This is a genomic window from Cupriavidus sp. H18C1 (assembly GCF_049311595.1).
Taxonomy (GTDB): domain Bacteria; phylum Pseudomonadota; class Gammaproteobacteria; order Burkholderiales; family Burkholderiaceae; genus Cupriavidus; species Cupriavidus cauae.
In genome coordinates, this window is the sequence record NZ_CP186008.1 from 1,197,063 (window position 1) to 1,217,776 (window position 20,714).

At 68.8% G+C, this 20,714-nt stretch carries 18 protein-coding genes and 1 pseudogene; 12 read left to right on the forward strand and 7 right to left on the reverse strand.

The window, feature by feature from the left end:
• The first annotated feature begins 186 nt into the window (after positions 1-186).
• The 7 genes from OJJOAM_RS05705 (at position 187) to OJJOAM_RS05735 (ending at position 8,089) form a co-directional block, all read left to right on the forward strand.
• Positions 187-1,239 carry an efflux RND transporter periplasmic adaptor subunit gene (locus tag OJJOAM_RS05705; RefSeq protein WP_422649508.1) on the forward strand — a complete coding sequence of 351 codons (1,053 nt, stop codon included), beginning with the start codon at positions 187-189 and terminating at the stop codon, positions 1,237-1,239.
• Positions 1,240-1,257: 18 nt separating this feature from the next.
• Complete coding sequence (locus tag OJJOAM_RS05710; protein ID WP_422649156.1) at positions 1,258-4,533, forward strand: efflux RND transporter permease subunit; 3,276 nt, start codon at positions 1,258-1,260, stop codon at positions 4,531-4,533.
• A 187-nt stretch (positions 4,534-4,720) separates the two neighbouring features.
• Positions 4,721-5,374 carry a protein-L-isoaspartate O-methyltransferase family protein gene (locus tag OJJOAM_RS05715; RefSeq protein WP_422649157.1) on the forward strand — a complete coding sequence of 218 codons (654 nt, stop codon included), beginning with the start codon at positions 4,721-4,723 and terminating at the stop codon, positions 5,372-5,374.
• Between the two features lie 14 nt (positions 5,375-5,388).
• Entirely contained in the window at positions 5,389-5,715 is a 327-nt protein-coding gene (locus OJJOAM_RS05720; RefSeq protein ID WP_149317758.1) for a rhodanese-like domain-containing protein, read from the forward strand.
• Positions 5,716-5,937: 222 nt separating this feature from the next.
• Complete coding sequence (locus OJJOAM_RS05725) at positions 5,938-7,332, forward strand: TolC family outer membrane protein (RefSeq protein WP_422649158.1); 1,395 nt, start codon at positions 5,938-5,940, stop codon at positions 7,330-7,332.
• A 204-nt stretch (positions 7,333-7,536) separates the two neighbouring features.
• Positions 7,537-7,821, forward strand: coding sequence for a BrnT family toxin (locus OJJOAM_RS05730; protein WP_422649159.1), 285 nt, complete (start codon positions 7,537-7,539; stop codon positions 7,819-7,821).
• Positions 7,775-8,089 carry a BrnA antitoxin family protein gene (locus OJJOAM_RS05735; RefSeq protein ID WP_422649160.1) on the forward strand — a complete coding sequence of 105 codons (315 nt, stop codon included), beginning with the start codon at positions 7,775-7,777 and terminating at the stop codon, positions 8,087-8,089. Before OJJOAM_RS05730 ends, OJJOAM_RS05735 begins: the two co-directional genes overlap by 47 nt.
• A 72-nt stretch (positions 8,090-8,161) precedes the next feature.
• Here OJJOAM_RS05735 and OJJOAM_RS05740 read toward each other — a convergent pair whose 3' ends face one another.
• From OJJOAM_RS05740 to OJJOAM_RS05755, 4 genes are all read right to left on the reverse strand, one after another.
• Positions 8,162-9,031 (reverse strand): META and DUF4377 domain-containing protein, encoded by an 870-nt coding sequence (locus tag OJJOAM_RS05740; RefSeq protein ID WP_422649161.1) that lies wholly within the window; start codon positions 9,029-9,031, stop codon positions 8,162-8,164.
• A 127-nt stretch (positions 9,032-9,158) separates the two neighbouring features.
• Positions 9,159-10,541, reverse strand: a complete 1,383-nt coding sequence (waaA, locus tag OJJOAM_RS05745; protein ID WP_422649509.1) for a lipid IV(A) 3-deoxy-D-manno-octulosonic acid transferase — start codon at positions 10,539-10,541, stop codon at positions 9,159-9,161.
• A gap of 2 nt (positions 10,542-10,543) precedes the next feature.
• Positions 10,544-11,674, reverse strand: a complete 1,131-nt coding sequence (waaC, locus tag OJJOAM_RS05750) for a lipopolysaccharide heptosyltransferase I (protein WP_422649162.1) — start codon at positions 11,672-11,674, stop codon at positions 10,544-10,546.
• Positions 11,655-13,040 (reverse strand): phosphomannomutase/phosphoglucomutase, encoded by a 1,386-nt coding sequence (locus tag OJJOAM_RS05755; protein WP_422649163.1) that lies wholly within the window; start codon positions 13,038-13,040, stop codon positions 11,655-11,657. Before OJJOAM_RS05755 ends, waaC begins: the two co-directional genes overlap by 20 nt.
• Before the next feature lie 413 nt (positions 13,041-13,453).
• On the opposite strand from OJJOAM_RS05755, the gene OJJOAM_RS05760 reads away from it, so the two are divergent.
• The 5 genes and pseudogenes from OJJOAM_RS05760 to OJJOAM_RS05780 all read left to right on the forward strand — a co-directional run bounded on the left by OJJOAM_RS05760 (position 13,454) and on the right by OJJOAM_RS05780 (position 19,615).
• Positions 13,454-14,635 carry a glycosyltransferase family 4 protein gene (locus OJJOAM_RS05760; RefSeq protein ID WP_422649164.1) on the forward strand — a complete coding sequence of 394 codons (1,182 nt, stop codon included), beginning with the start codon at positions 13,454-13,456 and terminating at the stop codon, positions 14,633-14,635.
• Between the two features lie 10 nt (positions 14,636-14,645).
• Positions 14,646-15,961 (forward strand): annotated as a pseudogene (locus OJJOAM_RS05765) (exopolysaccharide biosynthesis polyprenyl glycosylphosphotransferase).
• 146 nt (positions 15,962-16,107) lie between these two features.
• Positions 16,108-17,238 carry a glycosyltransferase gene (locus tag OJJOAM_RS05770; protein ID WP_422649165.1) on the forward strand — a complete coding sequence of 377 codons (1,131 nt, stop codon included), beginning with the start codon at positions 16,108-16,110 and terminating at the stop codon, positions 17,236-17,238.
• Positions 17,238-18,506, forward strand: coding sequence for a lipopolysaccharide biosynthesis protein (locus OJJOAM_RS05775; RefSeq protein WP_422649166.1), 1,269 nt, complete (start codon positions 17,238-17,240; stop codon positions 18,504-18,506). Before OJJOAM_RS05770 ends, OJJOAM_RS05775 begins: the two co-directional genes overlap by 1 nt.
• 101 nt (positions 18,507-18,607) lie before the next feature.
• Positions 18,608-19,615, forward strand: a complete 1,008-nt coding sequence (locus tag OJJOAM_RS05780; RefSeq protein WP_422649167.1) for a glycosyltransferase family 4 protein — start codon at positions 18,608-18,610, stop codon at positions 19,613-19,615.
• Here OJJOAM_RS05780 and OJJOAM_RS05785 read toward each other — a convergent pair.
• Genes OJJOAM_RS05785 through OJJOAM_RS05795 form a run of 3 tightly spaced genes read right to left on the reverse strand, consistent with a single transcriptional unit; the run spans position 19,593 to position 20,713 of the window.
• Complete coding sequence (locus OJJOAM_RS05785) at positions 19,593-19,928, reverse strand: hypothetical protein (RefSeq protein ID WP_422649168.1); 336 nt, start codon at positions 19,926-19,928, stop codon at positions 19,593-19,595. The genes OJJOAM_RS05780 and OJJOAM_RS05785 overlap by 23 nt on opposite strands.
• Entirely contained in the window at positions 19,921-20,268 is a 348-nt protein-coding gene (locus OJJOAM_RS05790; protein ID WP_422649169.1) for a hypothetical protein, read from the reverse strand. Before OJJOAM_RS05790 ends, OJJOAM_RS05785 begins: the two co-directional genes overlap by 8 nt.
• Positions 20,231-20,713, reverse strand: a complete 483-nt coding sequence (locus OJJOAM_RS05795) for a hypothetical protein (RefSeq protein WP_422649170.1) — start codon at positions 20,711-20,713, stop codon at positions 20,231-20,233. Before OJJOAM_RS05795 ends, OJJOAM_RS05790 begins: the two co-directional genes overlap by 38 nt.
• Position 20,714 lies beyond the last annotated feature (1 nt).

The following is a 20,714-nucleotide window of genomic DNA, read 5'->3' on the forward strand; positions in this document are numbered from 1 at the left end:
TACGCAGCACCGCGCGCACCAAGGCGCGCCCCACCGCACGCGCAAACGGCCGCCCTGCCCCGGCGGCCACTCCCGAACCGAAACCGAAGCGCCGCCGCACCGGCCGCGCCCCTGACGATGAAGATCTCGCGTAACAAGCTGCTGCTCGTGGTGCTGGGCCTGGCCGTACTGGTCGGCGCCGGCGCGATGGTGCGCAAGGCCAGTGGCAGCAAGCAGCCCACCGCGGTGGCCGCTGCCCCGGCGGCCAATGTCATCGAGCTGCTGCAGGCCGATGTGGTCGCCGCCGCGGCGCACGATCTGCGCGTGACCCTGCCCTTGTCCGGCAGCCTGCGCGCGCTGAACCAGGCCGCCGTCAAGGCCAAGGTCTCGGGCGAGGTGCGCGACGTGCTGGTGCGCGAGGGCGAACCGGTGCGCGCCGGCCAGGTGATCGTGCGCATCGATCCGACCGAATACCAGGCCAAGGTCACGCAGGCGCGCGGGCAGATGCTGGCCCAGCGCGGCCAGTACGAGAACGCGCGACGGAGCTATGAGCGCAATCGCGACCTGGTCGGGCGCGGCTTCATCTCGAAGACCGCCTTCGACAAGTTCCAGTCCGAGCTCGACGTGGCCAAGGCCAATCTCGATGCGGCCGAGGGCGGGCTGGCGGTCGCGCAGAAGGCGCTGGCCGACACGGTGGTCAAGTCGCCGCTGGACGGCATGGTTGCGGTGCGCTCGGTGCAGCCGGGCGAGAAGGTGTCGCCCGACACCGCGCTGCTGGAGGTGGTGGACCTGCGCATCCTCGAGCTGGAGGCGCCGGTGCCGATGGCCGATGTCGGCCGCGTGGCGATCGGCCAGCCGGTGCAGCTCGACGTCGAGGGCGCGGGCCAGTTCGAGGGCAAGCTGGTGCGGATCAATCCGGCCGTCACGCAGGGCACGCGGAGCATCATGGTCTACGTCCGCGTCGACAACCCCGAGCACCGGCTGCGCGCCGGCATGTTCGCGCAAGGCGGACTGGTGCTGGGACAGCGCGCCGGCGTGGTGTCGGTGCCGATCACCGCGGTGCGCACCGAGGGCGAGCGCGCCTTCGTCTATGTGATCGAGAACGGCATGCTGGCCGAGCGGCCGGTGGAACTGGGCATTCGCGACGACAGCACCGGGCTGGTCGAGATCGCCCGAGGCCTGGCGAGCGGCGCACAGGTCGTGCGCAGCAATCTCGGCACCTTGCGGGTCGGCAGTCAGGTTCGCCTGATCAAGGCCTGAACGAGCGGAGCGCCCGATATGTGGTTCACGCGTCTATCGATCCGCAACCCGGTGATGGCCACCATGATGATGCTGGCCTTCATCGTGATCGGGCTGTTCTCGTACCAGCGGCTGCCGGTCGACCAGTTTCCCGACATCACCTTCCCGATCGTCGTGGTGCAGACCGAGTACCCGGGCGCGCCGCCCGAGTCGGTCGAGTCCGATGTCACGCGCAAGGTCGAGGAGATCGTCAATACGATCTCCGGCATCGACGAGATCTTCTCGCACTCGTACCAGGGCACCTCGGTGGTCGTGATCAAGTTCGACCTGAGCGTCGACGTGGCCCAGGCCGCGCAGGACGTGCGCGACAAGATCGCGCTGATCCGGCCGCAGTTCCGCGACGAGGTCGAGGAACCGCGCGTGCTGCGCTACGACCCGTCCGACGCGCCGATCTTCCATCTGTCGGTATCGAACGCCCCCGGCTCCGCGCGCAGCCAGCGCGAGCTGACCACCATCGCCGACCAGATCGTGCGCAAGCGACTGGAGACGGTGCGCGGCGTCGGCGCGATCAGCATCGTCGGCGGCACCAAGCGCGAGATCGAGATCCGCATCCGGCCGGCCCAGCTGGAGGCGCTGGGCATCGGCGTCGACCAGGTGATGACCGCGATCCGCAACGAGAACCAGGAGCTGCCGGCGGGCGAGCTGCGCTCCTCGGCGACCGAGACCGTGGTGCAGATCAAGGGCCGCGTGGTCGATCCGGCCGCGTTCAGGCAGATCATCGTCGCGCGGCGCGGCAATCAGCCCGTCACGCTCGAGCAGGTGGCCGAGGTGCGCGACGGCGAGCAGGAGCAGGAGAGCCTGGCCCTGCTCGGCGGCAAGCGCGCGCTGTTCCTGTCGGTGGTCAAGGCGCAGGGGCAGAACACCGTCGATACGGTGGACGGCCTGGTGCGCATGACCGACGAGGTGCGCAAGCTGGTGCCGGCCGGCGTGCAGCTGACCGTGATCAACGACAGCGCGCGCGGCATCCGGCGCAGCGTCGACGAGGTCCGCTCGACGCTGCTCGAAGGCGCCTTCCTGACGGTGGCGATCGTCTTCCTGTTCCTCGGCTCGTGGCGCAGCACGGTGATCACCGGCCTGACGCTGCCCATCGCGCTGATCGGCACCTTCGGCGTGATGTACCTGTTCGGCTTCACGCTGAACGTGATCACGCTGATGGCGCTGTCGCTGTGCGTCGGCCTGCTGATCGACGATGCGATCGTCGTGCGCGAGAACATCGTGCGGCACAACCTGATGGGCAAGAACCACCGCGCGGCGGCGCTGGACGGCACCGAGGAAATCGGCCTGGCGGTGTTGGCGACGACGTTCTCGATCGTCGCGGTGTTCCTGCCGGTCGGCTTCATGGGCGGCATCATCGGCCGCTTCTTCCATCAATTCGGCATCACCGTGGTGGCCGCGGTGATGATCTCGATGTTCGTCTCGTTCACGCTGGACCCGATGCTGTCGTCGGTCTGGCACGATCCCGACCTGCACGGTACCGGCAACAAGCGCAGCTGGTACGGACGCAGCATCGGCCGGCTGCTGGACTGGTTCTCGGCGCGGATGGACGCGCTCGGCCACGGCTATGGCGCGATGCTCGGCTGGGCGCTGAAACATCGGCTGGCCACCGCGCTGATCGCCGTGGTGACCTTCTTCGGCAGCTTCGCGCTGGTGCCGCTGATCGGCACCGAATTCGTGCCGAACGCGGACCTGGGCGAGACCCAGATCGGCTTCACCACGCCGGTCGGCACGGCGCTCGAGGTCACCGAAGCCAAGGTGCGGCAGGTCGAGGCCGCGCTGCGCGAATTCCCGGAAGTGGCCTACACCTACGCCACCATCAATGCCGGCAATACCTCGGGCCGCAACAACGCGCTGGTGTCGGTGCGGCTGGTCGACCGCAAGCAGCGCGAGCGGACCACCACGCAGCTCAATCCGCTGATCCGCGAGCGGATGAACCGCATCGCGGGCATCACGCTGACGATGGTCGGCATGCCCGACGGCGCCGGCGGGCAGAAGGCGATCCAGGTGTCGCTGCAGGGCGACGACCTGGGCGAACTGAAGCGGCTGTCGGAGGAAGCGTCGCGCCGGATGCGGGCGATTCCCGGCCTGGTCGATCTCGATTCGAGCATGAAGGACGATCGCCCCACCGTGGAAGTGCGCATCCGCCGCGAGCTCGCCTCCGACCTGGGCATCGGCATCACGCAGATCGGCAACGCGCTGCGGCCACTGCTGGCGGGCGACGCCATCAGCAGCTGGCGCGCGCCGGACGACGAGAACTACGACGTGCGCGTGCGGCTGCCGAAGGACGCGCGCACCGGCATGGCGGACCTGTCGGCGCTGATGATCGCCAGCACGCAGACCAACCCCGACGGTTCGCCCCGGATGGTGCCTCTGCGCCAGATCGCCGAGCTGGTGCCCACCACCGGCGCCAACCAGATCAGCCGCCGCGACCTGAACCGTGAGGTCGAGCTGACCGCCAATACCGCGGGCCGCTCGCAGGGCGAGGTCGCGCGCGACATCAAGCAGGCGCTCGACGGCATGACTTGGCAGGTCGGCTACAAGTACCGCTTCGGCGGCTCGACCAAGTCGATGAACGAATCGTTCGGCTATGCGGTGTCGGCGCTCGCGCTGGCGGTGATCTTCATCTACATGATCCTGGCCTCGCAGTTCGCCAGCTTCTTCCAGCCGATCGCCATCATGACCTCGCTGCCGCTGACGCTGATCGGCGTGTTCGCGGCGCTGCTGCTGTTCGGCTCGACGCTGAACATGTTCTCGATCATCGGCTTCATCATGCTGATGGGGCTGGTGACCAAGAACGCGATCCTGCTGGTCGACTTCGCCAACCAGGCCCGGCGCGGCGAGCACGGCAAGGCCCCGCTGTCGCGCGAGGCCGCGCTGGTCGAGGCGGCGCGGGTGCGGCTGCGCCCGATCCTGATGACCACGCTGGCGATGATCTTCGGCATGGTACCGCTGGCCTTCAGCCTCGGCGAGGGCGCCGAGCAGCGCGCGCCGATGGGGCAGACGGTGATCGGCGGCATCATCACCTCGTCGATCCTGACGCTGGTCGTGGTGCCGGTGATCTACACCTACCTGGACGACTTTGGCGGCTGGCTGGCCCGGCGCTGGCGCGGCAAGGCGGCAACTGAGGGCACGCAGGGCGGGGCCGAGGCAGTGGCCCCGGCGGACCGCCAGCAGGACCACGAGCGAGGCCACGACCAGGGCCACGAGCCCACCAAGCCCCCCCTGCCCGCCTCAGGGCGGCCGGCGAGCGCGGAATGACGAGCGGAATGACGAGCGGAATGACGGCCCGGCCCGGCGGTGCCGGGCGCCCGGCCCCCGCTCCGGTCGGATGCCCCGGCGTCACGCCGGGGAGTTAAAATGTCGGGTTTGACGGAATTCCCCGGCCCCTGGCACCGCGCGGCCGGAACACGAAACAGATAGCGGTTGGCATAGCAAGGAAGGCAAGATGGACCTCGAAAAAGCCCGATTCAACATGATCGAACAGCAGATCCGGCCCTGGGACGTGCTGGATCAGGAAATCCTCGACCTGCTGGCCGTGGTCAAGCGCGAGCAATTCGTGCCCACGGCGTACCAGGCGCTGGCCTTCGTCGATACGGAAATCCCGCTGCCGGGCGGCCAGAACATGCTGGCCCCGCGCGTCGAGGCCCGCGTGCTGCAGGAGCTGGGCGTGCGCAAGCACGAGAACGTGCTGGAGATCGGCGCAGGTTCCGGCTACATGGCCGCGCTGCTGGCCCATCGCGCCCGCCACGTGCTGACGGTCGACATCCGCCCCGAGCTGGCCGCACTGGCCCGCGATAACCTGGCCAAGGCCGGCATCGTCAATGTCGAGGTCGCCGAAGGCAACGCCGCCGAAGGCTGGCCCACCGGCGCCCCCTACGACGTGATCTGCATCTCCGGCTCGCTGCCGGTGGTGCCCGAGGCGATCCTGTCGCAGATCAAGGTCGGCGGCCGCATCGCCGCCTTCGTCGGCACGCTGCCGGTGATGGAGGCGCAGCTGATCACGCGCGTGTCCGACACCGAATACCAGACCGTCAATCTGTTCGAGACCGCGGTCGCCCCGCTGACCGGCGCCAAGGCGCCGTCGCGCTTCCAGTTCTGAGCCGGAAAACCACCATGCAGCAGATTACCGCCACCGAGTTGTCCCAATGGCTGGGCGACGCCAGCCGCGCCAAGCCGGTGCTGCTCGACGTGCGCGAGGACTGGGAAGTCCAGACCTGCGCGCTGCCCGGCATCACGCATATCCCGATGGGGCAGATCGTCGCCCGCGCGGCCGAGCTGGACCCGGACGCCGAGGTCGTCTGCGTCTGCCATCACGGCGGCCGCAGCATGCAGGTAGCCAACTTCCTGGAGCGGCAGCATGGCTTCGGCAAGGTCTACAACCTGAGCGGCGGCGTGCATGCCTGGGCCGAGCAGGTCGATCCCGCGATGCCGAAGTACTGAGCGGACGCTAACCGTCGGCCGCGCCGCGTCCGACAAGCTGGAGACGTCATGAGGTTTGCGCTGTGTCCCGCGCGGAGTGCCGCGCATGCTGTTGCGTCGAATGTTGCGTCGAATGTTGCGTCGAATGTTGCGTCGAATGGTGTGCCGATTGGTGTGTCGGGTGGTCCGACGTGGGGTCGGCGCGATCGGCTTCCGCACGCGCCATCGCGCGCCGTCTCCGGCTTGGCGCTGGCGCTGTGCCTGGCCGCCCTGCTGCCCCTGCCGGCCAGCGCGGCCGACCTGCTGCAGGTCTATCGCGAAGCGCAGTCCAACGACGCCCAGTTCGCGAGCGCGCGGGCCCAGCTTGCCGCCTCGCAGGAACGCCTGCCGCAGGGCCGCGCCGGCCTGCTGCCGCAGATCAACGGCGTGGCCGGTGTCACGCGCACCAAGATCGACCAGAGCGCGCCGATCGACGCCAACCGCTTCCTGAACAACAAGAACTGGGCGCTGCAACTGACCCAGCCGCTGTTCCGCTGGGACCGCTGGGAAACCTACAAGCAGGGCGAACTGGCCGCGCTGGCGGGGGAAGTCACCTTCAGCCAGGCGCAGCTGGACCTGATCACGCGCACCTCGCAGGCGTATTTCGACGTGCTGGCCGCGCAGGACAACCTGTATCTGGCCGGCGCGCAGAAGCGCGCGATCGCCGAGCAGCTCGAACAGGCCAAGCGCAATTTCGAGGTCGGCACCGCCACCATCACCGATACCAACGACGCGCAGGCCCGCTACGACCTCGCGGTCTCGACGGAGATCGCCGCGCAGAACGAACTCGAAGTCCGGCGCGCCACGCTGCAGCAGATCACCGGCAGGCCGGTCGACGAACTGATGGGGCTGCGCCCCGCCGCCGATATCCCCGGCCCGCAGCCGGCCGACGTCAATCTCTGGGCGCAGCAGGCCGAGCAGACCAACCCGCAGGTCAGCCTCGCCCGCTACAACCTCGAAACCGCGCAGCGCGAATACAACAAGGCGCGCGCGGGCCATCTGCCCTCGGTCGATCTGGTGGCCTCCTACGGCTATCAGGACTCGTCGGGCCTGATCCAGCAGCAGATCAACGTCGCCAGCCGCTACAACAGCGCGCAGATCGGCGTGCAGCTGACCATTCCGCTCTACGCCGGCGGCCAGATCCAGTCCCGTGCGCGCGAAACGCTGGCGCTGGCCGACCGCGCCGCCAGCGATCTCGAATTCGCGCGCCGCACCGCCGCGCAGAACGCGCGGCAGACCTTCTCCGGCGTGTCCAACGGACTGGCCCAGGTGCGCGCGCTGGAAGCGGCCGAACGCTCGGCGCAGACCGCGGTCGAGTCGAACCGGCTCGGCTACGAGGTCGGCGTACGCATCAACATCGACGTGCTGAACGCCGAGGCCCAACTGTTCTCGACCCGCCGGGACCTGGCCCGCGCCCGCTACGACACCATCATGAACGGCCTGCGCCTGAAGGCCGCCACCGGCTCGCTGAGCGAGGAGGACCTGGTGCAGATCAACACGCTGCTGACCCTGCCGCCGGGCTCGATGTACAAGCTGCCCGAGCCGCCGAAGGCCGCCGCGCCGGGCGCGAAGCCGGCGCGGACGGCAAAGCGCGGCTAGCGCAAATCGATCCACGGCCATCGGTGCAATGCCGATGGCCGAATTTCTTCCGTTCGCGCCGCATCGGCAAAGCGGCGATCCCCCTCTCGCGATTCAATCCGCCATGGGCGCGCGCCATGGCATTTCTCCACGCGTCCCAACTCCCAGGTTCTGATCTCCTTGGCACATTTTTGTGCTACATAAATTCACCCATCCGCCGCTATAATGGCCTTGACACTGTCTTTCGACGCCGCGAAGCGGGAACGTACGCTCGCCGAACGGGGGCTGGATTTCGCCGAATGTTCGAAGGTATTCGATGGCCTTCACTTCACGCGCGCTGATGGCCGACAGGACTATGGAGAACCGCGATTCATCTCGGTGGGAACACTGGACCAACGCGTGGTCGTCATCGTGTGGACGCCCCGCGGCAGGACGCGACGCATCATCAGCATGAGGAAGGCAAATGCAAGAGAACAAGCGCACTACCAGGCAGCACTCGCTCGAGTCTGACGATGCGCCTGAACTGGATGCCCACTTCTTCCGCGAAGCCGATCTCTACGAGGGAAAGCGCCTGGTACGCCGGGGCCGGCCCAAGCAGGCGCAAACCAAGCAACATGTCTCCCTGCGGCTGTCGCCCGAAGTCCTTGCCGTGTTCCGCTCCAGCGGCAAGGGGTTGGCAACGCCGCGTCGATGGCGCCTTGAAGGTATTTCTTGTCGAACACCCTCTCGAGGACGCCGACGCCGATTTCGCTATCGAACCGAACTGAATGATGTATGACATCGGGCATGGCGCCCAGCCGGGGAGAGGGGAGAGTGGTTCACTCACCCCATCGGTAGAGCCCGCTTCCGTTCAATTCACCCGCGTACGCCGCTGTACCTCCAGCAGCTCCCACCGGATCGCGGACGCATCGGCCGGGGGATTGGGCACGCGGTACTCGCGCACGCGCAGCGTGTACGCGATGCCAGGCTCGAAGTCGAGCCCTTCGATCGGCCCGTACCACAGCTGCCACGGGGCTTTGGGATCGTCGCGGACGCGATAGCAGGTCTGCTTGCCGACGCCGGTGCATTCGACGCGCTGCGCATCCACATAGACCGTCTTCTCGACGCCCGACGCGGCGGCCTGAGACTGGCTCGGTTGCCCTGACTGGCCTGGCTGGCCCTGCCCTTGCTGGCCATCGAGCCGATCGCCGCGGCGGCCCACGCCCTCGCGTTCGACGAAATGCAGCAGATCGCCGCCCGCGGTCTTCCAGATGATCTGGCGGCCCGTGGAGCCGGCCGACGGCTGCGTGCCGACCGTCGTAAACGGCGACTGCATCGCCTTCAGCAGGCTGCTCTCCACCTCCATCAACGGCGGCGGGCAGGCGCGGCGCGTGCTGGCGATGCGATCGAAGCGCATGCCGCTGTCGGTCTTGCCATAGCTGCCGGTCATGCGATTGCAGCCGGTGTTGCCCGTCACCGTGCCCTGCGCCGCGTCGATGCCGGCGTTGAACTCGAACAGCACCGGCTCGCCGTTATCGCCATGCGGGATCTGTTTCAGCGAGCCGTCCGGCATCTGCCAGCGCACCAGCTCCCAGCGGCTGGGGCCGCCGGGCCGGGTCTCGCTCAGGGTCGGCGTCGCCGACGGCGAATCGGGGGCCGGCGCGGTGGCGCAGCCGGTCATCGCGGCGCCGAGCAGCGCTGCTGCCGCGGCTGCGGTACCCATGCGGAAGGACAGAGACATCGGTTCGCTCCTCGGGTTGGGGGGGACGCATCGAAGACGATGATGCGTCCCGAAGCAAAGAGAATGCCGGACGCGCCCACAGGGGGACGCCCGGCAAGTGTACGCAATCGGTTTGACGCGGCCGGGATCAGCGAGTGCCCTGACCTTCCGCCGGGGCGGGCCCATCGGCCGCGTCGCCGGCCTTGCCTGTTGGGGCCGGCGCCGGCAGCGCGGGCACCAGCGCCTCGACCGTGCGCGCGGTGGCGCCGCGGTGCTCGCCGGCAAAGGCGCGGGCCTGCGTCTGCATGCGAGAAAGCCGCTCGCGATCGGACAACAGCACCGCGGCGGTATGCATCAGTTGCTCGGCGCTGTCGACGCGCAGGCAGGCGCCCGCGGCAATGGCATCGTCGGTGGCCTGGGCGAAGTTGAAGGTATGCGGGCCGATCAGCACCGGCGTGCCGACCGCGCAGGCCTCGATCAGGTTCTGGCCGCCCAGCGGCAGCAGGCTGCCGCCGATAAAGGCGACATCCGATGCCGCGAAATACATGGCCATTTCGCCCATGGAGTCGCCCAGCAGCACGTCGGCCTCGATCGGCTGATCGAGCCCGCCTTCGCCCAGCGCACTGCGGCGCTGCAACGTGAAGCCGGTCTGCGTCACCATCGCCGCCACCGCATCGAAGCGTTGCGGATGGCGCGGCACCAGCAGCAGCGCCGGCGGACGCATCGTGTCCGAACCCTGGCCCCACACCTCGCCGCACAGCTTGCGCCAGCGCGACAGCGCGTCGAGCAGCATCGCCTCCTCGCCCTCGCGCGTGCTCGCCGCCGCCAGGACCGGCCGCGTGCCGAAGGCCCGGCGCAGCCGTCGTCCGCGCTCGATCTGCTCGTCCGATGGCTGCATGTCGAACTTCAGGTTGCCGGTCACGCGCACCGCCGCCACGCCCAGCGCGCGGAAGCGCTCGGCATCGCCCTGGGTCTGCGCCAGTACCTCGGTGAAGTCCGCATACATCGCCGCCGCGGCGCGCCCGAAGCGGGCGGTACGGCGAAAGCTGCGCGGCGACAGCCGGGCATTGACCAGGTACAGCGGCACGCCGGCCAGGCGCGCGCCGCGCACCAGGTTCGGCCAGACCTCGGTCTCCATCAGCATGCCGGCCTCCGGCCGGAAATGCGCGAGGAAACGCCGCACCAGCGCCGGTACGTCGTAGGGCAGATAGCACTGCACCAGCCGCGGCTCCTTGCCGAACAGTTCGGCGCCGGTCTGCCGGCCGGTCGGCGTCATATGGGTCAGCACGATGCGGTGGCCGGGATAGGCCGCCAGCAGCCGCGCGATCAGCGGCTGCGCGGCGCGCGTCTCGCCGACCGAGACCGCATGGACCCAGATCCACGGGCCTTGCGTCGGCAGCGCGTCGTAGCGCCCGAGCCGTTCGCCGACATGCCGGAGATAGCCGGGCTCCTTGCGCGCGCGCCACGCCAGCCGCGCCAGCGCGGCCGGCAGGATCAAACCCCAGGCCAGGTTGTACAGAACACGCAACAGCATCAGCCTTCCCGTCCGAGCCCACGCACGCGGCGCGCCGCCGCGTGGACTTCCTCGACCGTCGGCGCCTCGCCGTCGTCGCCGACATTGGCGATGCGCGGCGACCAATAGCCCTCGGTCTTCCAGCGCCAGGTCGCGGTATAGATCTCCACGGTCGGCCGGCACAGCGCCGCGGCGATATGCACCAGCCCCGTGTCGACGCCGACCACCAGTTCGGCGCGATTGATCAGGCCGAAGCCCTGCATCACCGTGAAGCGCGGCAGCACGCGCGAGCCCGGCACGCCGGCGGCGATGCGCTCGGCGGCATGACGCTCGGCCTCGTTGCCCCAGGGCAGCATCACCGCGAGGCCCTCGGCGAACAGGCGCCGGCCCAGCTCATGCCAGTGTTCCAGCGGCCAGCGCTTCTTCGCGCCGGCGGTCGCATGGAAGCAGACCGCGTAGCGCGTCGGCAGATCGGACCACAGCGGATCGTTGGCATGCAGCACACGCGCCTCGTCGCCGAAGAAACGCGGCGGCTCGGCCGGGGCCACGCCGGTCAGCGCGGCACCGAGCAGGCGCGAGCGACGAACGGAATGGGTCTGCAGCGGGACCTGGACCGGAGCGGTGTAGAACAGCCGCGCCGCCGGCTCGTAGCCCGAGCCCTGCGTCGCATTGGCCAGCCCGATCACCGGCGCGCCCGCATGGCGGCGCGCGATGCGCGAGACCACCGCGGTCTTCAGCAGCCCCTGCGTCTCGATCACCGCGTCGTAGGCGTCCTCGCGCAGCGCGCGGCGGAACGCGCCCAGCTCGGTCCACACCGCGCCCGAGAACAGGCCCTTGCGCCAGCGCCGCAGCGCGAACGGAATCACGCGCCGCACCTGCGGCAGCAGGCGCACCAGATCGACATAGCCCTCCTCGACCACCCAGTCGATCTCGCAACCGGGCCAGCGCGCGCGCAGATCGTGGATCAACGGCATGTTGTGCACGACATCGCCGAGGGAGGACACCTTGACCACCAGGATGCGCGGCCGCTCCGGCATGCGCACGCCCAGCGGGCGCGGCATGCCGGCGGCTTCGATCGCCTCGGGGGCGGCGCTGTCCTGCAACGGTACTGCCGGATCGACCGGCATCCGCTCAGAACGGCAGCTGGGCATCCGGCTTCTCGGCCAGGATCACGCGCTTGAATTCCGCCTGGATGCGGGCCAGCGCGGCGTCGTTATCGGCCTCGAAGCGCATCACCACCACGGGCGTGGTGTTCGACGGACGGGCCAGCCCGAAACCGTCGGGATATTCGACGCGCACGCCGTCGATCGTGATGACCTCGCGCGCGCCCTCGAACTTCGCATTGGCGCGGATCCTGTCGAGCAGCGTGAAGGGCTCGCCCTCGGCGCATTTGAGCTGCAGTTCCGGCGTGCAGATCGAATTGGGCAGCGCGTTCAGGACCGCGCTCGGATCGTCGTGCCGCGACAGGATCTCCAGCAGGCGCGCGCCGGTATAGAGGCCATCGTCGAAGCCGTACCAGCGGTCCTTGAAGAACACGTGGCCGCTCATTTCGCCGGCGATCGGCGCGCCGGTTTCCTTCAGCTTGGCCTTTACCAGCGAATGGCCGGTCTTCCACATCAGCGGCTCGCCGCCATGCTCGCGGATCCACGGGGCCAGCTTGCCGGTGCACTTGACGTCGTAGATGATCTGCTGGCCCGGATGGCGCGACAGGATCTCCTGCGCGAACAGCATCAGCTGGCGATCGGGGAAGATGACCTGGCCGTCCTTGGTGACCACGCCGAGCCGGTCGCCGTCGCCGTCGAAGGCCAGGCCCAGCTCGTTGTCGGTCTCGCGCAGGCAGCGCATCAGGTCCTGCAGGTTCTCCAGATGCGCGGGGTCCGGATGGTGGTTGGGGAAATTGCCATCGACGTCGCAGAACAGCTCGGTCACTTCGCAGCCCAGCGCGCGGAACAGATCGCCGACGAAGGCGCCGGCCACGCCGTTGCCCGCATCGAGGGCGATCTTCATCGGCCGCGCCAGCTTGACGTCGCTGGCGATGCGGTCCAGATACTGCCGGCGGATGTCGACCTCTTGATAAGCGCCCGCGCCGCTGGCAAAGCGCTCGTCGACGATGCGCTGGCGCAGGCCCTGGATCTGCTCGCCGTAGATCGCCTTGCCGGCCAGCACCATCTTGAAGCCGTTGTAGTCGGGCGGGTTATGGCTGCCGGTGACCATGATCCCCGAGGTCGCGCGGCGGCCGGCGAGCTCGATATTGGTCCCGAAGTACACCATCGGCGTGGCGACCATGCCGAGGTCGATCACGTCCATGCCGGCGGCGCGCAGGCCCTCTACCAGCGCCGACAGCAGGTCCGGTCCGGACAGGCGCCCGTCGCGGCCGACGACTACCGCGGTCTCGCCGGCCTCGGCGGCAGCGGAACCGAAGGACAGGCCAATGGCACGGGCGACGTCGCGGGTCAGGGTCTTGCCGACGATGCCGCGGATGTCGTAAGCCTTGAAGATGGAGGAGTCGATTTGCATGCAGCTTCCTGGAAGTGAAGGGAGCGGGCGCCCCGCCGCAGGCATGGAACCATGGGACTTCGTGGTCCCCGTGATGTGCCCGGAACGGCGCGCCAAAACCTGTATTTTGCCGGATTGCGATCAGGCACGGCAGTTATAATCGGTTCGGCCGGGCAGTTCGGTGTCCTGACACACGCCATCGCACGCACGATTTGCTGCGCCGCCCGCCGCCATGCCCGCCGCCATTCCGATATCGCGCCCTCCTGCCACCGTGCCCCTGTCGCCGCGCTCGTTTCCCCATTCTCCGGCGCGCCGGTCTCAGCGCCGGTCCCTGCGTGAGGCCCTGCCTTGGCCCCTGCGTTGGTCCCTGCATTGGTCCCTGCGTCGGTCTGAACCCCAGCCCCCGTCCCCCCTCCGCCTCGCCGGCGGATCCGGTGCAGGCGGCGCGGCCCCGCATCGCCTACCTGATCACCAATTCGGAGATCGGCGGCGCGCAGGCGCATGTGGCCACGCTGCTGGAGGCACTGGGCGACCGTGTGGAAGCGATCGTGCTGGCCGGCGGCGACGGTCCGCTGCTGCCGACCGCCGAGGCCTTGGGCGCGCGCACGATCCGGCTGTCCCTGCTCGACAACGCACTGTCGCCGCTGCGCGCGATCGCGGCGCTGCGCGAGCTGATCCAGGCGCTGCGGCAGGCCGATCCGGACCTGATCCACGCGCACAGCGCCAAGGCCGGCGCCCTGGGCCGCATCGCCGGCTGGTTGCTGGGCATCCCGGTCGTCTATACCGTGCACGGCTTCGGCTTCAAGCCGGCCGCGCCCCGCCGCCAGCGGCTCGCCGCCCGCGTCGCGGAATGGCTGCTGGCTCCGCTGACCGCACGGCTGATCTGCGTGGCCCAGGCCGAGCGCGAACTGGCCCGCAAGCTGCCGCTGCCGGCGCGGCGGATCGCCGTGGTCCATAACGGCATTGCCGATGTGCCGGAACGCGCCGAGCCCGGCGCGCCGATGCATCGCATCGTGATGGTTGCGCGCTTTGCGGCGCCGAAGCGGCCGGATCTGCTGATCCGCGCGTTCGCCAAGTTGGTCGAGCTGGTCGAACGCGCCGAACGCGCCGGACGTGGCGATGGCGCGCTGGCCCGCTGCGAGCTGGTGATTGCGGGCGATGGCCCGCAACTGCCCGCCATGCGAGCGCTGGCACAACGCCTCGCACCCGGCCGAGTGGTGTTTACCGGCAACGTCGCCGCGGTGCCCGCGCTGCTGGCATCGGCGCAGGCCTTCGTGCTGGCCTCCGACCATGAAGGGTTTCCGCTGTCCATTCTCGAAGCGATGCGCGCCGGCCTGCCGGTCGTCGCCACCGACCTGCCCGGCATTCGCGAGCAACTCGACGATGGCCGTTGCGGGCTGCTGTGCGCGCCAGGCAGCGTGACGGCGCTGGCCGATGCGCTGACCCGCCTGGCCGGCGATGCCACGCTGCGCACGTCGCTCGGCACGGCCGCACGCGAACGCTGGGCGCTGCATTATGGCGTGGCGGCGATGGCCGATGCGACCTGGTCGATCTATCGCGAACACCTGCCCAGCGCCACGCCGGCCACCGCGCCGCTCGCGCGGGACAGGGCCTGAGGCGATGCGCATGAACAAGGCATCGGGCACCGCCCGCCCCGCCCTGGCCATCCGCGCCCGCGGCCCGAAACGATGCGCCGCGCCAGCCGTATGCTCGGCTGGGCCCTGCTCGGCCTGCTGCCGTTCGCGCTCAACATGGGACTGGCCGAGGCGGCGCATCAGGCCGGCTACGTGACGCACGTGTTCCCGCGCACGCTGCTGTGGTCGATCGCGCCTTACCTGCTCGCCTTCGTGCTGCTGCACCGCTCGCTGCATCTGCCGGCGATGGAAGGCAACAGCCTGGTCGGCCTCGCGGCGACGCTGCCCTTCGTCGCGCTGCTGTTCGCCTTCGCCGCCTTCCAGATCCCGTACTCGCGCGGCGCGCTGCTGCTCGGCTACCTGACCACGCTGGCGTGGATCTGGGCCGGCTACCGGCGCTACGTGCAGAACTACGTGCCGGTGTTCGGCTACACCGACCCCGCCGCCCTCGCGCAGCTGCAGCAGCTGCTGGCGATGCCCGGCGCGCTGCCGCCGGGACGCACCCGCTTCGAGCCGATCGGCTCGATCGAGGAAGCGGTGCATTGCGATGGCCTGATGCTCGACCGCAGTGCCGCCGCCGATCCGGAACGGACGCGGCTGCTGGCGCGCTACAAGATGAGCCATGTGCGGATCTACTCGGTCGAGCGCGTGGGCGAGATGCTGACCGGGCGGCTGGGGCTCGACCATATCGACGAGAACTTCCTCGACGATCATGCCGCGCATTATTTCTACGGCTATCTGAAGCGCCTGATCGATGTGGCGACGGTGCTGTGCCTGGCGCCGCTGGCGCTGCCCGCGGCGCTGGTGGTGGCGCTGGCGATCCGTCTCGATTCGCCCGGCCCGGCGCTGTTCCGGCAGGGCCGGGTCGGCCTGCTCGGCAAGCCGTTCACGATGCTGAAGTTCCGCAGCATGGAAACCGCGCCGCAGGACACCGCGCGTTTCGCCGCCCGGCGCGATCCGCGCGTGACGCGCGTCGGCCGCGTGATCCGCAAATACCGGCTCGACGAGATTCCGCAGCTGTGGAACGTGCTGACCGGCGACATGAGCCTGATCGGACCGCGTCCGGAGCAGGTGCCGATGGTCGAGCGCTTCGCCGACACGATCCCTTACTACCCGTACCGGCATCTGGTGCGGCCGGGGCTGTCCGGCTGGGCGCAGGTCCAGCAGGGCTATGCCGGTACGCATGAGGAGACCGTCACCAAGCTCAGCTACGACCTGTATTACGTCAAGCATTGCAGCTTCGCGCTGGACCTGCTGGTGGCGGTGAAGACGGTGCGAACGCTGCTGACCGGATACGGGGCGCGTTGATGCGGGCGCGTGAGCAAGGCGTGGCGCCGGTGCCGGGGCTGTCGCCGGATGCGGCCCGTTCGTTGGGGTCGACTGGCTCGCCCTTCGCGTCGGCATCTTCCGCCTATGTGGCATTGCCGCAGCTGCCAGAGTCCCCGCGGTCGCCGATGCGCATCCTGCTGCTGACCACCGGCCTGCGCCTTGGCGGCGCCGAGCAGCAGGTCGCCGCGCTCGCGCGCCGCTTCGATGCGCTCGGCCATGCGGTGGCGGTGGCCAGCCTGACGCCGGGATGCGAAGTCGCGTTGCCGCCCGGCATCGAGACATTGGACCTCGCCATGCGCAAGACGCCGTGGTCGATGGCGCGGGCGCTGCGGCAGATGCGCCGTTTCGTCAGGGACTGGCGGCCGGACGTGATCCACGCGCATATGGTCCATGCCAACCTGTTCGGCCGCGCCTTGATCGCTACGGATCCGGCCCGCGCCATGCCGCCGTTGGTCTGCACCGCGCACAGCGCACGCGAGGGCGGCACGGCGCGCATGCTGGCCTACCGGCTGACCGATCGCTGGGCTCGCCTGACGACGCATGTCAGTGACGAAGGCCGCGAAAGAATGATTGCGGCCGGCGCAGTGCCGGCAGCGCGCATCGCGGTGATGCCCAATGGCATCGATACCGCACGGTTCCGGCCCGATGGCGCGACGCGGGCGGAGAAACGCGCGGAGCTGGGCTTTGATGCGGCGGCACCGCTGCTGCTTCATGTTGGCCGTCTCGTCCCCGAGAAAAACCAGACGCTGCTGCTGGAAGCCTTCGCGCGGCTGCCTTCGTCACTGGCGTCCGCGCAGCTGTTGATCGCGGGCGACGGCCCCGAACGCGCCGCACTGGAACGCCGCATTGCCGCCCTGTCCCTTGGCGACCGCGTACGCCTGCTCGGCACGCGCGCCGACGTCCCGGCCCTGCTCAATGCGGCGGACGTGTTTGCGCTGTCGTCCGACATCGAGGGCATGCCGCTGGTGGTCGGCGAAGCGATGGCCTGCGGCTGCCCGGTGGTGGCGACCGATGCGGCCGGTGTCGCGCAGATGGTCGACGGCTTTGGGCAGGTGGTACCGCGCGGCGATGCCGACGCACTGGCGGCCGCCCTCTCCCGCGCACTCCGCGACGGGCGCGGCGACCTGGCACAGGAAACGGCAAGGCATCGGCATATCGCGGATTCGCTCGGCCTCGACGCCATCGCGGACCGATGGCTGGCCCGCTACGCCGCGCTCGCCGCTGACACGGCGGGCGCACGCATGGGGACCGCCTGATGCGCAGACGCGTCGCCGGCAACCTGCTGTGGATGCTGACCGAGCGCGGGCTGCAGGTCGTCACCGGCATCGCCATCGTCGCGATGCTGGCGCGTGCGCTCGGCCCCGGAGGTTTCGCGCATTTCCAGTTTGCCCAGGCCGTGGTCACGATCGCGGCGTCGGTCGCGCTGATCTGCGGCAGCGAAGTGGTGGTGCCGCGGCTGGTCGCCGATTCCGCCAGCGCGGCGCAGCATCGCCTGCTCGCGCATGCCTTCGTGCTGCGCGCGTTCGGCGGCCTGCTCGGCTATGCGCTGATGTGCGGCTACCTGGCCGTGGCAGGCGCCGCCGCAGAGGTCTGGGCCGTGGCGCTGCTGCTCGGCATCGCGATCCTGCTGCGCGAACCGTTTGGCGTGGTCGGTGCCTGGATGCAGGCGCATACCAACAACCGGCCGGCCACCGTGTTCAGCCTGATTTCGCTGACCCTCAAGGCCGGCATGGTGGCGCTGCTGTTCACCGCCGGCAGCCGCGCCGCACCGGCGTTTGCCAGCGCCTTTGCGGTCGAGGCGGTAGTGCTGGCGCTGCTGCTTGCCGGCTACTACCTGAGCCGCGTACCGCACCGGCGCATCGCCGTCGATTCCACGCTGGCGGGCCAGCTGCTGCGCGGCGGCACGCTGTTCTGGGCCAGCTTCATGATGATGATGGCCGCGCGTCGCGTCGATCAGCTGATCCTGCAGCCGCTGGTGCCGCTCGCCGACTTCGGCGCCTATGCCGCGACGATGCAGATCCTCGACAACTACGCGGCCGCCGCCACCATCATCGCGGCCGGCGCCGCGCCGGTCTATGTCTACGGGCAAGCGGATCCCGTCCCGGCACGACGCAATGTCGGACGCCTGGCGCTGCTGCTCGGCGCGGTGGGCCTGGCCGGCGCAGCGGTGATTGCCGCTGCCGCCGACTGGATCATCCATCTGCTCTATGGCGAACAGTTCGGCGCGGCCGTCGGGCTGCTGCGCGTCGCCGCATTCGCCACCGCGCTGGTGTTCGTCGATGTCGGCCTGACCCTGCTGCCGGTGTATCTGCGCAAGCCCGAATGGGTCGCGCTGAAATGGGCCGGCACGCTGGCGATGATCCTGGTCTTCGACCTGATCGCGGTGCCGCGTTATGGCATCTGGGGGGCGGTTGCGGGGTATGCGTTGGCCAACGGATTCGCGGTCGTCATCGGGCTCGCGCTGTGGTGGCGCTGCCGGACGGCTGCGTTCCTGCAAACGGCAAGGGCAGCGCATGAGCACTAAGCCGACCCTGTGCTTCCTGACCGGAACGCTGAACGCGTTCGCCGGCGCCGAGCGCATGACCGCGGTGATCGCCAACGAGCTTGCGCGGCGGGGGGTACACGGTGCATATCCTGAGCCTGTGGGACGCCGCGAGCTGTTTCGAACTCGAACCGGCGGTGCGACACGATGCGCTGTTCGCGCAGCGGCCTTCGTTCAGGACGCGGTATCTGTCGACGGTCCTCGGTATTCGCCGGTATCTGAAGCGGCATCGGATCGAGGTGTTGATCGAGGTCGATACGATGCTGACGTTGTTTGCGCTGCCGGCATGCATCGGCCTCGGCGTACGGCGCATCGCCTGGGAGCACTGCAACTTCGACCAGGACCTGGGACGGCGGGCACGACGGCTGGCGCGGCGGTTGGCGGTTCGGACTTGCGAGCATGTCGTCGTCTTGACCCATCGTGATCGCCGCAAATGGGAAGCCGCGCTTCGGTGCCGGAACGTCGTGGTCATTCCAAACGCGTTGCCGCTTCCCATGCCATGCGAGACGGTGCCGGCGACGTCGAATGTGGCCCTGGCGGTCGGGCGCCTCACCCATGCCAAAGGCTTCGACGTCCTGCTGCATGCATGGGCGCTCGTCCATCGACAGTATCCCGATTGGCAGCTCGATATCGTCGGCGATGGAGAGCTGCGCGATGAACTGGTGAGGCTGCGGGATCAATTGCGTCTGCAGCAATGCGTCCGCTTCCTGCCCGCACGAAGGGAGCTGGAACCCCTGTATCGGCAGGCGTCCCTGTTTTGTCTTCCGTCTCGTTATGAAGGCTTCGGGCTCGTGTTGCTGGAGGCCATGGCGTTCGGATTGCCCGTCGTGTCCACCGATTGCGAAACGGGGCCCAGGGAGTTGTTGAGCGGCCGCGAGGTGGCGATCGTCGTCCCTCCGGACGATGCCGCGGCGTTCGGTACCGCGGTTTGCACGATCATTCGCGAGCCGAATCGCGCCATGGCAATGGGGCAAGCGGGCCGGGCATTCGCCGCGGGGTACGAAGAACGCGAGATCGGCGGGCGATGGGCAACGCTTCTCGCCGAGCCAGACGCGAAGGGCCGGAGTATCAGTCCCGCGTCCTCGATCTAAGCAGCGTGACAGCGCGGTTGAAGCGGCCCTGCCAATCGTGCTGCTCGCGGAACTGCGCGATGTCGCTTGCCGAGGGTGACTGACGGGTGGTTCGCGCCCACAGCGAGCGCCAATCCATGCCCTTTTCGATCCGTTCGGCCTGCCCGCCCTCGATACGACGCCGCATTTCTCCGAAGGCGGATGTCCACACCGGCACGCCAAGGGCCCGCAGTTCGTAGAACTTGATAGGATCGACCGATGCAGTCAGCGCGTTGATCTTGAATGGGATCAAGCCGGCCGCAAAGGTCCGGCAATGTTCGATCGCTTCATGCATCGTGCATTCCGGAGAGACGCGAACGTTCGGGGGGCAAGGACGGAGCCCGGCTGCGTACCGGGCCGATCAACTGCACCTGTTGCTCCGGCAGGGCCCGCGCGAGTTCCACGACAAGGTCCCAATCGAACCACTCGCCCATGGTGCCGACAAATCCGATCGCGGCGCCGGCCCGTCGCGTACAGGACTCGGCGGGTGGGAGCCTGCTCATGTCGTAGCCGTTCGGAACCACGTCCACCGCGGCTTTTCCCGCCGTCATCCTCAGAAATTTCTGCTTCAGGCCGGGGGCCGAGCAGATCACCACATCAACCATATCGGCGATCTGCCGTTCCACCCGGGACATGCTTCGTCGCGATATCCCCCTGGTAGAACAGCGGATAGTCGTCCATGGCATCTAGAAAACGGCATTTCGCGTCGAAGGTTCGCAAAGCGCGCACTGCCAGTTTCGACGGCCGGCCGACACCGACGACAGTCGGTCCTCGCGAGCAAAACTGCTCGCATCGCCGCCAGGCCACACGCCAGAAGAATTGATTGATCAGCTCCGAACCCGCAAGGGGCTCGATGGGCAGCCCGCCTGCCCGCTGTGTCGCAACGCGATTCACGGGGACATGCCGCGCAACGGATGCCTTGCGCAACAGCGCGAAGTCGGCGAGGCGCGGTAACCGTGTCGGATAAGGATCGACCCACAGCACTTCGGCGTCCACGTTCGTCACCATGTGGTGGACGAAATAATGGGGCCGCTGCCAGTAGCTGGCCATCGGAACCGGAGCGAAATAGAGCAGGCGCATG